Annotated in this window: 13 protein-coding genes and 1 tRNA gene; 9 read left to right on the top strand and 5 right to left on the bottom strand. The window is 41.5% G+C overall.

Going from position 1 to position 12553, the window contains the following annotated elements:
• Positions 1–164: 164 nt before the first annotated feature.
• Positions 165–809: a C40 family peptidase gene (locus tag AAGC65_RS20800; protein ID WP_343114385.1), complete on the bottom strand. Its 645-nt coding sequence runs from the start codon at positions 807–809 to the stop codon at positions 165–167.
• Positions 810–1120: 311 nt separating this feature from the next.
• On the opposite strand from AAGC65_RS20800, the gene AAGC65_RS20805 reads away from it, so the two are divergent.
• Positions 1121–1558: a GNAT family N-acetyltransferase gene (locus tag AAGC65_RS20805; RefSeq protein ID WP_343114386.1), complete on the top strand. Its 438-nt coding sequence runs from the start codon at positions 1121–1123 to the stop codon at positions 1556–1558.
• 70 nt (positions 1559–1628) lie between these two features.
• Positions 1629–2066, top strand: coding sequence for a hypothetical protein (locus AAGC65_RS20810; protein WP_343114387.1), 438 nt, complete (start codon positions 1629–1631; stop codon positions 2064–2066).
• A gap of 94 nt (positions 2067–2160) precedes the next feature.
• On the opposite strand, the gene AAGC65_RS20815 is transcribed toward AAGC65_RS20810, so the two are convergent.
• Entirely contained in the window at positions 2161–2763 is a 603-nt protein-coding gene (locus tag AAGC65_RS20815; protein WP_343114388.1) for a peroxiredoxin, read from the bottom strand.
• Positions 2764–3005: 242 nt separating this feature from the next.
• Between AAGC65_RS20815 and AAGC65_RS20820 the strand changes: the two genes are divergently transcribed.
• Positions 3006–3698: a hypothetical protein gene (locus AAGC65_RS20820; RefSeq protein ID WP_343114389.1), complete on the top strand. Its 693-nt coding sequence runs from the start codon at positions 3006–3008 to the stop codon at positions 3696–3698.
• Between the two features lie 44 nt (positions 3699–3742).
• Here the strand turns inward: AAGC65_RS20820 and AAGC65_RS20825 are convergent.
• A tRNA-Met gene (locus AAGC65_RS20825) sits at positions 3743–3815 on the bottom strand.
• A 144-nt stretch (positions 3816–3959) separates the two neighbouring features.
• Between AAGC65_RS20825 and era the strand changes: the two genes are divergently transcribed.
• Together era and der are read left to right on the top strand one after the other, a co-directional pair.
• On the top strand, positions 3960–4835 hold the full coding sequence (era, locus tag AAGC65_RS20830) for a GTPase Era (RefSeq protein ID WP_343114390.1): 876 nt from the start codon (positions 3960–3962) through the stop codon (positions 4833–4835).
• A 139-nt stretch (positions 4836–4974) separates the two neighbouring features.
• The gene (gene der / locus AAGC65_RS20835; RefSeq protein ID WP_343114391.1) at positions 4975–6276 is read left to right on the top strand and encodes a ribosome biogenesis GTPase Der; all 1302 of its coding nucleotides are present in this window, start codon (positions 4975–4977) and stop codon (positions 6274–6276) included.
• A gap of 71 nt (positions 6277–6347) precedes the next feature.
• On the opposite strand, the gene AAGC65_RS20840 is transcribed toward der, so the two are convergent.
• The gene (locus tag AAGC65_RS20840; RefSeq protein ID WP_343114392.1) at positions 6348–7934 is read right to left on the bottom strand and encodes a S41 family peptidase; all 1587 of its coding nucleotides are present in this window, start codon (positions 7932–7934) and stop codon (positions 6348–6350) included.
• A gap of 102 nt (positions 7935–8036) precedes the next feature.
• On the opposite strand from AAGC65_RS20840, the gene murQ reads away from it, so the two are divergent.
• Positions 8037–8843, top strand: a complete 807-nt coding sequence (gene murQ, locus AAGC65_RS20845) for an N-acetylmuramic acid 6-phosphate etherase (protein ID WP_343114393.1) — start codon at positions 8037–8039, stop codon at positions 8841–8843.
• A gap of 96 nt (positions 8844–8939) precedes the next feature.
• Positions 8940–9506 (top strand): hypothetical protein, encoded by a 567-nt coding sequence (locus tag AAGC65_RS20850; protein ID WP_343114394.1) that lies wholly within the window; start codon positions 8940–8942, stop codon positions 9504–9506.
• Between the two features lie 106 nt (positions 9507–9612).
• Here AAGC65_RS20850 and AAGC65_RS20855 read toward each other — a convergent pair whose 3' ends face one another.
• Entirely contained in the window at positions 9613–10938 is a 1326-nt protein-coding gene (locus tag AAGC65_RS20855) for a D-alanyl-D-alanine carboxypeptidase (protein WP_343114395.1), read from the bottom strand.
• A 57-nt stretch (positions 10939–10995) separates the two neighbouring features.
• Between AAGC65_RS20855 and AAGC65_RS20860 the strand changes: the two genes are divergently transcribed.
• Both AAGC65_RS20860 and AAGC65_RS20865 read left to right on the top strand, forming a co-directional pair.
• The gene (locus AAGC65_RS20860) at positions 10996–12243 is read left to right on the top strand and encodes an aspartyl protease family protein (protein ID WP_343114396.1); all 1248 of its coding nucleotides are present in this window, start codon (positions 10996–10998) and stop codon (positions 12241–12243) included.
• Between the two features lie 83 nt (positions 12244–12326).
• The coding region (locus AAGC65_RS20865; protein WP_343114397.1) for a hypothetical protein at positions 12327–12553 on the top strand (227 nt) is incomplete at its 3' end.

Here is a 12553-nt window from a genome sequence, read left to right on the forward strand (position 1 = left end):
ACCTTCGGGTTATGAGCCCGACGAGCTACCAACTGCTCCATCCCGCACTGTTTTGATGGCGCAAATGTATAATAAGTTTTGGTAACCGGCGAATATATAATTAGCACCTAAAGGCAAAAGCAGCCTTTTTACTTAATAAAAACAAAAAATAGGTTATTCTATTCCTAAAGTGATCCCTTACTGGTTTGGGTAGTATCTGCCACGGATGCAAGGTGCTCATCTTGTAAATCATCATTTTCAGGGAACAGGCGGATGGTTTTGATATACCTGCCCATGTAATAATCATTCAGGGTAGTTTCTGTAACGCCATTGGCAGCGCCTGATGTGGAATGTATAAAAGTTATAGGCTCGCCAGGTTGCGATATAATAATACCTATGTGGCCCGCCCGGCCGCGGTTATGTGTTTTTGTGCCGGTAAATAGTATCAGGTCACCAAATCTGGCTTCGTTCAGATCACGCTTGCCCTGAACATCTGCAAAATCCGATGAACTTCTGGGAATGCTTATACCAAAATGATTAAACACATAGTTGACAAATCCCGAGCAATCAAAGCCCCGCTCCGGGTTTGAGGAACCATAGCGGTATCGGATACCTTTGAGCGTTTTAGCAAAAACTATCAATTCGTCGGGAGTGGTGCAGCCTGTTAAAGCTGCAGTATCAATAACCTTTAGGCTATGTGTTGTATGATGTGAATGATGCACCCGTACAATTTTCTTTGTTTTATGGCGGGTAACTAAAGCCGCACGCTCAGGCTTCATAAATGATAGCGAAGCCAAAACAAGAACCTTGAAGCCAACATGTAGATGCATGCCGTAATGATAGGCAAAAAAATTCTGCTCCGATCACTAAAGTTTTAACATTGTGTTAAAAACCTATTTTAGACAGCCAACAAATAGCCCACTATTTTTTCACAGAATCGGGGCGGAAAGTGACGGATCTTTTCATCGTACACCAATATTTTGTCATTTATTACTTTAACATCGTCGGTGCAAAATAGTGAGTCGTTTTTTCCTTTTTAAAATTCGGGGACGATAATTAAATCATAAACCCTTTGTAAGGAACCTGGAATTAACCCGACTAAAGTGCATCCAACAAAAGATTTTATCAAATGGAGCACAACATGATAATAGAGAGCATAAAGGCGATTGAAACACTTGAACAATGCGCTGAAATATACCCGGCGGCATATAATGCAGAGCCCTGGAATGATAACTGGACCACCGAAACAGCAAAAGCCCTGTTAACCTGCTATTACTGCACCCCTAATTTTATGGGATGGGTAGCTCGTCGTAATGGTGTGATAATTGGCTGCGCTATAGGAAATATGGAGCCCTATTACAATGGCAACATTTTTATTTTGAAAGAACTGTTTGTAAAGGTTAGCGCGCAAGGATCTGGAGTAGGCCGCAGCCTGATCATTGTTATAAAAGAGGAGATGAAAAAGATAGACATTAAAACGGTTATGCTATTTACACGCCGACCGCTTTTTGATTTCTATATCAAATCGGGTTTTCAGGAAATGGAAGAGGCGGGGACAATGGTGTATGCGTGTGAATAAGGAAACGAATGTTAAGCTTTTCATTTTTTTTACCTCATTCCATAATAGTATTTTTGAATAAACGCTTACTATGCAATTTGACCCCGATAATGTAATTGTGAAACTTTGTGCCCAGGGAATGGATTTGGAGGGGGAGGGCAAAAATGAGGAAGCATCAAAAGTCTTTCTCCAGGCATGGGAGCAAGCAAACGACAATATGGAAAAGTTCACTGCAGCTCATTATGTTGCCCGGCATCAAAAAAGCATTGCTGATAAGCTGGCCTGGGACGAAATAGCACTAAACCTGGCATTGGAAATCGAAGACGATAGTGTTAAAGGAGCTTACCCTTCACTTTATCTGAACATTGCCAAAGGTTATGAGGATCTGCAAGAATTTGAAAAGGCAACAAAAAACTATGAAACAGCTTTGGTGTATATCAAATTTTTGCATGACGATGGCTATGGAAAAATGATCAAAGGCGGTGTAGAGAATGGTCTTGAAGGAATTAAGACACGCCTTAAAAAATGACAGATTAAAAATTTATACGGCACTTCAATATCTCCAAACGCAAAAAAGCCTCTTCTTAGAGGCTTTTATTTTTAATAGTGACGTTAAATATGAATTATGCTCCTTTTACAATAGCCAATGCTTTATCAACATGTTCGGTAGGTGAAATGTGATCGTTTGTTGATGAAAAGACTGCTATAACTTTACCGTCTTTACCAATAACGTAAGTAGTTCGCGGTATAAAGCCGTGGTTAACCTCCATGCCGCGTACATCTTTCATTCCTATTTTCGGAGAGGACATTACCAGCCCGTACGTTTGCGCAATTTTACCTCCGGCATCTGACGCGACGGCGAACTTGCCTGCACAGTAATTCGGATCGGCAGAAAATGTATTCAGTCGCTGAATATCATCTCCGGATACGCCGATAATAGTAGCTCCGGCAGCTGTAAATTTATCCTTTTGTTCGGCAAAGGCATGTGCTTCTGCATCGCAACCGCCGGTATAAGCAGAAGGATAGAAGTAAACCACAACCGGCCCTTTAGCAAGCGCTTTTTTTAATGAAAAATTAAATTCGCTGCCTGCGAGGCTGGCTTGCGCGCTAAATACAGGCGCTTTATCTCCTTTAGCCAACATCTTTGTTTGGGCAAAACCAGATTGGCTTATCAATATCGAAAAGCCGAAGATTAAAAACGATAAGCAATAATATTTCTTTAACATGGCTAGATTGTTTTGATTTTTAACGATATTATATCAAAACTACGACAGAAGTAGGGAAAAGGTTTACTGTCATTAAAATTTTACTGCGGTGGTATGATGAGTCCGTAGATTGAAATAAGCTACCACAAGCGGGACGCTTGCGGTAGTGAGGGGCTTTACGGAACTCCCGTTGAAATATTTAGTTTAAGAATTACACAATTTGTCAAATATCAATTAGCTTTAGTAATACTTAAACCTATCAAATGAAACAGATTGCGATTTGTATTTGCGTATTACTCATTTTGACATCGTGCAGACAGACCGGTAAAAAAATAATTAGTGAGGATGAAATAAATGTTGAAGCAAAAAACAAGCTTGAGAGTAGCACTGTTAAATCCTCTTTGCCACCCACCGATAGTGCAAAATTAGTAAATCACTTAGATAGCTTACCCACAATTAAATTTCCCTATAAATCTGAAGATTATAATCGTGATTTCGATTCCATTAATCTGTCTGAATTTAAAGAGAAGCGGTTATTTAACATCCCTGTTAAATTAATCCCTACAAATATTGGTGGTGGGAGCATTGATGATGACTTAATAGACTCGACTTTTAATTTGGTTGAAAAAAATTATAAAGGAGCATGGAATTTGATTGCTAAAAGACCAGAGTTTGTTGTCGTTGAATTAAGTTCCACGGATTCAGAAGGTATAAAATTGGTGACACTAAAGTATGATCTTAGTGTAATTGATGCAATTAACATTGCGATTTCCGATCCCAGAAGGCACTACCCATGGTTTGCGAATAGACATTCAACCATAAATAAAAATCTAACAATTGTACTTCAACATATTTATACAACAAGTGATACGCCAACACCGGAAGGAAAAGAAATATCGGAGGAAAAGTGGCACATTGATAAAACTGGCCATTTTAGGAAAAGTAGTTATCAATAAACGCAAAAAAGCCTCTCAGATTTCTCCAAGAGGCTTTTACTCTGTAGCGGGAGCAGGACTCGAACCTACGACCTTCGGGTTATGAGCCCGACGAGCTACCAACTGCTCCATCCCGCACTGTTTTGTTATTATACATAACGGACATAACCCCGAAATGTTTGCTCCCAATTATCAAAAATGCAATTTGCACTCCGTTTTAATTGGACTGCAAAGATATAATTCGTTTCTTTGCAGTCCAAATATATTTTTAATTATTTTTATATGAGTCACAAGGCGGGTTTTGTAAGCATTATTGGTAAACCAAACGCAGGTAAATCAACCCTTATGAACGCCCTTGTTGGCGAAAAAATGTCCATAATTACCCCAAAAGCGCAAACTACACGTCACCGCATTTTGGGTATTGTGAACACGGACGATTACCAGATCGTGTTTTCGGACACTCCCGGCGTCATCAAACCACACTACGCCCTGCACGAAAGCATGATGCACCAGGTAGATGGTTCTATTGTTGATGCCGACCTTATTTTGCTGGTTACCGATATTTACGAAGAGTACGATGAAACCGACGTGTTAAAAAAACTGGAAGGCTCATTAGCGCCCGTTGCCGTGCTCATTAACAAAATTGACCAAAGCGACGAAGAGACAGTAAAAAAGAAAGTAGAGTTTTGGCAAGAAAAACTAAACCCCAAAGTTGTTTTTGCTATATCGGCCCTGCATGAGCACAACATTAAATCTGTGATGGATTTTGTGGTTGAAAACCTACCTGAGCACCCGGCTTATTATGAAAAAGATGCGCTAACTGATCGTAACGACCGTTTTTTCGCGTCAGAGATGATCCGCGCTCAGCTGCTTAAACAATATAAAAAAGAGATCCCTTACAGCGCCGAAGTTATTGTTGCCGCCTTTATTGAGGGCGAAACCCTGCACCGCATCAGCGCCGAAATTATCGTAGAGCGCGATTCGCAAAAAAATATCATTATTGGCCAGGGTGGCAAAATGCTTAAAATTGTAGGCACTTACGCCCGTCGTGATATGGAAGAGTTTTTCCAAAGAAAAGTGTTCCTGGAAATGTTTGTAAAAGTGATCCCCGACTGGCGCAGCAAAAAAAATTACCTTAAAAAATTCGGATACGAATAATTGACAGAGCCGAGAGGTAAGAATCAAGATACAAGAGTTAAATTAATAACAATATAATAAGGATTAAAGTGCAAAATATAGACCGACTTTAAATAAGTTTGTCTTGATTCTTGTCTCTTGATTCTTAAATCTAACAACCATGAGTAACATAGTAGCCATAGTGGGCAGGCCCAACGTGGGCAAATCAACCTTATATAACCGCTTAACCGAAACCCGCAAAGCCATTGTTGATGACTTTAGCGGTGTAACCCGCGACAGGCATTACGGCGTAGCCGAGTGGCTTAACCACCAATTCACTGTTATTGATACCGGTGGTTATGTAGCCAACTCTGATGATGTTTTTGAGGCCGCCATACGCGAGCAGGTTGATATTGCCATTGAAGAAGCTTCGGTTATTTTATTTATTGTTGATGTTACTACCGGCATTACCGATCTGGACGATGAAATTGCATCTCGCCTGCGCAAAAGCAGCAAGCCTGTTTTTGTAGTAGTAAACAAGCTTGATAATAACAGCCAGGTTGCCGATTCGATGGTATTTTACAGCCTTGGTCTGGGCGAAATCTACAGTATTTCGTCAATGACAGGTTCTGGTACCGGCGAATTGTTGGACGAAGTAGTAAAGCATTTTGAGGATGTGGTGCTGGAAGAAAATACCCGTCCTAAATATGCCATTGTAGGCAGGCCAAACGTGGGTAAATCATCTATCATCAACGCCCTTATCGGTAAAGATCGTAACATTGTTACCCCTATAGCAGGTACCACCCGTGATTCTATACACATCCATTATAACCAGTACGGGCATGATTTTATGCTGATTGATACTGCAGGGATGCGTAAAAAAACCAAGGTAAAGGAAAACATTGAGTTTTACTCGGTGATGCGTACCATCAAAGCCTTGGAAGAAGCCGACGTGATCATCCTGATGATTGATGCTGTTGAAGGTATCGAATCGCAGGATATTAATATATTCCACCTTGCCGAAAAAAATAAAAAAGGCATCATGGTGGTAGTGAACAAGTGGGATTTGATTGAAAAGAACAACAAAACCGTTAAGGTTTTTGAAGAGCAGATACGCGAAAAAATAGCGCCATTTACCGATGTGCCGATCGTATTTACTTCCGTTACAGAAAAACAACGTGTATTAAAGGTAATTGATGTGGCCAACCAGGTTTATGAAAACCGTGCCCGTAAAATATCAACCTCCAAACTGAACGAGGTAATGCTTCCTATTATTGAAGCTTACCCGCCGCCATCAATTAAAGGCAAATACGTTAAAATTAAATACATTACTCAAATTGCAGGCTCGTCGCCCATGTTCGCGTTCTTCTGTAATTTACCGCAGTATGTGAAGGAGCCATATTACCGCTTCATCGAAAATAAATTAAGAGAGAACTTTGATTTTTCTGGCGCACCGGTACAGGTGTGGTTCAGGCAAAAGTAAAAGCATAAAAAACAAAAAAGCACCTGTTTAGGTGCTTTTTTCATATCCGGATGTTTCTTTTTTTATGCAGATCAATTAATCGTGGCAACAGCCTTTTTAAACGCTTCGTCGTTATTGTTCATCACCTGGTAAAAGGCGTTATCTCCCCATTTAAAGCGGGCCGCGTTTGCCTTTAAAATACTCTTGATATATTCACGGGATATCAGTAACTCGTGCGAATCCATTTCTTTCAACTGCTGCGATGAGTACAGGATAAAGTTATGAAAGTCATCATCGCTTATAGTGTAATGCTTTATAAAATCATCATCGGTTGTAAACTTGTCTAAAACAGGCTGCATTTTGTCAATCACGTAGGCCGAAAACAATTGCTGATCAAGCAGGTTTTGTATCACCATTGTGTTTTGGGTAGTATCTGCCGGCACAAAAACATCGGGCATAATACCTCCTCCGCTAAAAACCTTGCGCCCGTTAAGAGTATGGAACGATGCGCCTTTAAAAACAGAATCGCTCCGGATGTTTTGCTCAGAAAACAGCTCGCCTTTTTGCATCCGCAATGCCAGCTCGTTGCGGTAGCTCTCCAATCCGCCTTTGTATGATTTTTGGATAGACCGCCCAGACGGGGTATAATATCTGGCCACCGTTAAGTTTACTGCCGAACCATCACCAAACGGAAATTGCTGTTGCACCAACCCTTTACCAAATGAACGGCGACCTACAATGGTAGCCCTATCCAGATCCTGCAGGGCCCCGGCCAATATCTCACTGGCCGATGCCGAATACTCATCTATCAGCACAGTTACTTTTCCTTTTTGAAATGCGCCAGAATCGGTAGCAAAATAATCGGTACGGGGTTCATGTACACCTTTGGTATAAACAATCAGCTGGTCTTTACGTAAAAACTCATCGGCCATTGATGTTGCCGCATTCAGGTACCCTCCGCCATTGCCTCTCAGATCAAGCAGCAGTTGGCTCATGCCATCTGTTTTAAGCCGTTTCAGCGCTTTACGGAAATCTGTATCTGTAGTTGATGCAAACTTGCTTATTTTAATATAACCTGTATTGTTATTAACCATGTAGGCGGCATTTATGCTACTTAAATCAACATGGCCGCGTTTTATAGTGAAAGTTTTTATGCCGTTGCCACTGGCAACACCCAATAGTACAATCTCATCTTTTTGTCCTCTGAAAACATTGTTTATTCTATCGGGGGTAAGCTTGGTTCCCGAAAACTTTTTGCTATCCACGGTAAGCACCTTGCTGCCTGCTAATAAACCAGCCCTTGCCGCCGGGCCTCCTTCGTATACCTGCGTTATGATCAGCGTATCGCGCAGTAATTGGTATTCAATACCTATACCATTAAAGCCTCCGTCAAGTCGTTCATTAATAGATTGTGCTTGCTGTGGCGGCAAATAAAGCGAGTGTGGATCAAGGTTCTGCAGCAGGTTATTAACCGATACGCCTTCAATACTATCCACATTTACACTATCAACATAATTGTTGCCCACCAGCTCCAAAACCTTTGAAATTTTGTCGTTACCAGAAAATGAAAAGCCCAGGTTACGGTCAGTAAAATTCCCGTCGCCTATCAGCAAGCCGATAGCAATACCTAACAACACCAGGATCATTGTCCTGAAAATAACTCCCGCGGTCTTTTTCATCTTCTGTGAGCAAAGTTAATCAATGCGTTACCAATAATTTTTATTGACATCACCGCATTTGATGTTTTTTACCGAATTTTGTTATAAATTATTTAAGATTTAATGGAAACCACCACAGAAAGGGAATCGCACTATAAGAATTTAGAACAGCTGTCAGTTCTTGAAATACTTGAAAACGTTAACAAGGAAGACCAAACAGTACCCCTTGCTGTTAAAAAAGCATTGCCTCAAATTGAGCAACTGGCAACCATAACCGCATCCCGCATGAAGGATGGGGGCAGGCTGTTTTACATTGGTGCAGGCACCAGCGGCCGTTTAGGTGTTGTTGATGCTTCTGAGTGCCCCCCAACATTTGGTGTTCCGTTTGATATGGTGGTTGGCATTATTGCCGGTGGCGATGGCGCCATACGCAAAGCCGTTGAGTTTGCCGAAGATGACGCCGAGCAGGCCTGGAAAGATCTGCAGGAGTTTCACATCAATGATAAAGATGTGGTGGTAGGTATTGCCGCTTCAGGCACTACGCCATATGTTATTGGTGGCTTAAAAACTGCCAATCAAAATAATATTGTAACTGGCTGCATAGTTTGTAATAGTGGCAGCCCCGTTGCCGCCGAAGCACAATACCCGGTTGAGGTAGTTACCGGACCTGAATTTTTGACCGGCTCAACCCGAATGAAGGCAGGTACGGCGCAAAAACTGGTTTTAAATATGCTAAGCACCAGTGTAATGATACAACTGGGTCGCGTGAAAGGAAATAAAATGGTTGATATGCAGCTAAGCAACAACAAATTGGTTCACCGCGGCGCCCGCATGGTCATGGAAGAAACCGGATTAAATGAAGATGAGGCCGAAGCGCTATTAAAAAAACACGGAAGTGTTAGAAGCGCTGTGGAAAACTATAAAAAATGATTTTTTGATGTGCGGATGTGCGAATTACAGATGTGCAAATGATTGAAAAAGACAGTTACACAGCCGTAGTTTGCATGTTTGAAATTGATAAGCGTTATGCACGAAATTGAACCATATTACCGCTGGAGAGACGATTATATAGCATCGGAAGATGAATACTCGCCTTTTTATGCTACTGAATACAATGAGTTTGAGTTTGATAAGCAGGTTTATAATTATCTGTTGCACCCACAGTGGGACTCGTTCGGCTCCAACACCCTGTACCTAAAAGTACTGTTTGCCGACTACGAAAAAGGCTACACCATTATCGAGTTTATAGGCGAGTGGAACGATGCCATTAATAATGACATTATGCTGCTTAAGCGTGAACTGCTGGAACTGATGATTGACAGCGGCGTTAATCATTTTATACTGATAGGGGAGAACGTGCTCAACTTTCACTCCTCAGATGATCTGTACTATGAAGAATGGTTTCAGGATATTGAAGATGGCTGGATTGCCGGTATCAACTTCCGCGAACATGTAATTGACGAGTTTAAACGTAACAACATCGACTACTACATTAACTTTGGCGGTGTGCTTGACAATATGGGCTGGCGTACACTAAAGCCCATACAGGTATTTAAGCTGGTAGAAGAGCAAATGGTAAAGAGGTTAAATTAAATTGCTTTATTCTTCCCTTTTGTCATCCTGAGGAACGAAGGATCTATCGGTTAATAGATTCTTCGCTATTGCTCAGAATGACAATTTTGCCCGGTTGATTTCCTCCTCAAAACTCCTCATGTATATAGGTCATGATCCTGACCATCTCATCCCTGATCTCTTTAGTTGGGCGGGTAAAACCATTGTTCATGAACGAAAAGGCAAGCCGTTTGCCCTTACGGGTAACCAGGTAACCGCTCTGGTTGTAAACATTACTTAATGATCCTGTTTTTGCCCAGACAAACACCTGCCCGTTATCCGTTTTATATGCTGTTCTGATGGTGCCTTTTGTACCGCCGGCTGGCATCATGCTATGCAAAAGCTGGTCGTCTTTTACCTCATCCTCAATTTTACATAGTAATGCAATAATGCTGCGGGGAGTAAAAAGGTTCCGCCGCGATAATCCCGAGCCATCCACCCATTGTGGCGCATCAGGCAGATCATTCAAAAAATGAGCTTTGGAATAATTGATCACCGAGTCGGTATTTAGCGTATTAAACTTTACTGACGAGCATGCCAGCAGTAGTTGCTCGGCAATAAAGTTATCACTGGGTTGCAGCATACGGCGGTAAACAGAATCGCTATTGGCATTGTATATGGTTTCGGCATTGCTGCTTAATGTAAGGTTTATTGGCCACACTGGCTTTTTCAATGTATCCTGCAGCAGGGCGCATGTTAGTTCGGTAGTGATTTTCCAGGGTATTTCCTGCTTAAAATTAGCCGGTACGGCCATAACAGGGTAGCTAAACTTATTGCTCAAAAAATCGCGCCTAACGTTAAACCGTTTCGGATGATAGCTGGTATCCTGGCTTAAAAACCGTTTTAAATAATTAGGTTTCACCTGCAGGTTACCATCATGATCGGCATAAATGAGGGCTACGTTATCTTCCAGTGGCAGGCCATTTATTTCGGCCTGGTAATAATCGCCATAATCGTCCCAGGCCCAGCCCGATCCAAAAAAATCACCTCCATAGCCCGTGGCCGAGTAGTACAATGTTTTATTACTATGCTGTAAAAAGCTGTAAGCATTTATACCTTTTAGGTCACTATGCAGAAAGGAAGGATCGCCGGTACCCCAGAATATCAGCGAATCATGACGTGCTTCATAACGTAGTGCAGGTACCGAATCGCCCAACATTTTAAGGCAGGTATAAAAGGTAAACAGTTTGGTATTTGATGCCGGCGTAAAATATTTATCGGCATTTAATTCATATATCATTTTTTTATCGTCCAGGTCATACAAGGCAAACCCGGTAAAATGATCGTTCATTATTTGCGAGTGTTTAAACTGCTTTTTTACTTTCCGTTTTTTAATCGACCCGCCATAAACGGTATCATTACTAACCAATAAAGAGCCAATAATTACCAGAAATACAAAAGTTGATTTTAGCATAAAAATATTCAGTTTAACCAATTATTGTTGTAAATTTAATATACCAACTATAATCTCTTGTTACTTAAGTTATTCATTCAGTTAAGGCAATCCCGGGCATTGTGGCTGGTATGTTTACTTTCGTTTTGCTTTTTAACCGCCAGAGCTCAATACTTTGATCTCGACCCGCACAAAAAAAAAGTAACACTTCCATTTCACCTGGTGCGCAGCCTTATGGTTATCAAGTTAAACATTAACCACAAAGGGCCCTATAACTTTATATTGGATACCGGCGTTGGCCTCATGATCATAACCGATCCCAAATTAGCCGATTCTATTTATATTCCTAATAAACGTACTTTAAAAATTCCTGGACTGGGCGAGGGGGAAGACGCGGAAGCCTATGTTACCTCACCGCTGGATGTTGAAATACCGGGATTAAAAAGCTATGATGTAGCCGCGGCCATACTCAAAAAAGACCTGTTCAGTTTATCCGGCTATGCGGGTATGCCTATTCACGGTTTGCTCGGGTATGAGTTTTTTAATAACCTGGCAGTTAAAATAAACACGGTAGATACTCTCTTAACTGTTTGGCGCCCTAAAGATGTTAAAGTTTTCAGGAAGGGTGTACACATCCCCATTACCATTGAAGACCGAAAACCTTATGTGCAGGCCTGGGTAACGCTGCAAAGCGGCGAAAATATAAAAACCAAACTCATTATTGACCTTGGTGCTGGTCACCCCATCTCGCTTGAAAATATTGTGAAGCGTTATGGCCTGCCACAAAAATTTATTGCTTCGGCAAACCTGGGTATTGGATTAAATGGCCCCATAAATGGATATTTAGGCCGCATAGCGGCGCTTGAACTGGGCAAGTTTAAAGTGAAGGATGTTATAGCCTCTTTCCCTGATGCCAATAATAATCAAACGGGCTTATCTGTTGAACGTGACGGCAACCTGGGTATCGGTACCCTGAAACGCTTTTCCGTTATTCTGGATTATGCGCATAATATGATGTATTTAAAACCAGCATCTAACTATCGTGAACCTTTTGAACATGACATGAGCGGGCTGGAGTATTACGCCGCCGGCAATAATTTTGATCGCATCGTGATTAACCGGGTTGAACCCGGATCGGCTGGAGATGAGGTGGGTCTGGAAGCTGACGATGAAATTGTATCCATCAACTTTAAACCTGTTTCAAAAATGACCCTTGAGGAAATTGACGATCTCTTTAAATCAAAAAATGACCGCAGCCTCTTGTTAGATGTTTACCACGATAAAAGACTTGATAAAGTAGTGCTCACCTTAAAGCGGCGCATATAATATGCGGCTATCACCAGCTCTGTTATATATCATTATAAAAAGCCGGGATTTTATTAAGTTTACGCTTCAAACTCTTCTCATTAATGAAACATAAATTTTTGGCAGGCCACTATTTATACGGTGCTGCGTGCTTGCTTGCTGTTTTGGGCAGTTCATGCGCTACAAAAAAACAGGCGGCAAACCAAACCCTGACACTTAAAACCTCATCTGGCCCTGCCGGAACCACCGCTACAGCCACCGTGGGTGCCCCCAAAAAGGAAGGCATTAAAAAATTCAGCGACCTGATAACCGGTAAAGTAAAGGCAGACAG

The sequence above is a fragment of the Mucilaginibacter sp. genome (assembly GCF_039207105.1).
Classification (GTDB): Bacteria; Bacteroidota; Bacteroidia; order Sphingobacteriales; family Sphingobacteriaceae; genus Mucilaginibacter.

What these genes read in the sequence shown, in the direction of transcription:
- AAGC65_RS20800 (WP_343114385.1), bottom strand. Translation starts at nt 809, where the DNA reads ATGCATCTACATGTTGGCTTCAAGGTTCTTGTTTTGGCTTCGCTATCA.
- AAGC65_RS20805 (WP_343114386.1), top strand. Translation starts at nt 1,121, where the DNA reads ATGATAATAGAGAGCATAAAGGCGATTGAAACACTTGAACAATGCGCT.
- AAGC65_RS20810 (WP_343114387.1), top strand. Translation starts at nt 1,629, where the DNA reads ATGCAATTTGACCCCGATAATGTAATTGTGAAACTTTGTGCCCAGGGA.
- AAGC65_RS20815 (WP_343114388.1), bottom strand. Translation starts at nt 2,763, where the DNA reads ATGTTAAAGAAATATTATTGCTTATCGTTTTTAATCTTCGGCTTTTCG.
- AAGC65_RS20820 (WP_343114389.1), top strand. Translation starts at nt 3,006, where the DNA reads ATGAAACAGATTGCGATTTGTATTTGCGTATTACTCATTTTGACATCG.
- era (WP_343114390.1), top strand. Translation starts at nt 3,960, where the DNA reads ATGAGTCACAAGGCGGGTTTTGTAAGCATTATTGGTAAACCAAACGCA.
- der (WP_343114391.1), top strand. Translation starts at nt 4,975, where the DNA reads ATGAGTAACATAGTAGCCATAGTGGGCAGGCCCAACGTGGGCAAATCA.
- AAGC65_RS20840 (WP_343114392.1), bottom strand. Translation starts at nt 7,934, where the DNA reads ATGAAAAAGACCGCGGGAGTTATTTTCAGGACAATGATCCTGGTGTTG.
- murQ (WP_343114393.1), top strand. Translation starts at nt 8,037, where the DNA reads ATGGAAACCACCACAGAAAGGGAATCGCACTATAAGAATTTAGAACAG.
- AAGC65_RS20850 (WP_343114394.1), top strand. Translation starts at nt 8,940, where the DNA reads ATGCACGAAATTGAACCATATTACCGCTGGAGAGACGATTATATAGCA.
- AAGC65_RS20855 (WP_343114395.1), bottom strand. Translation starts at nt 10,938, where the DNA reads ATGCTAAAATCAACTTTTGTATTTCTGGTAATTATTGGCTCTTTATTG.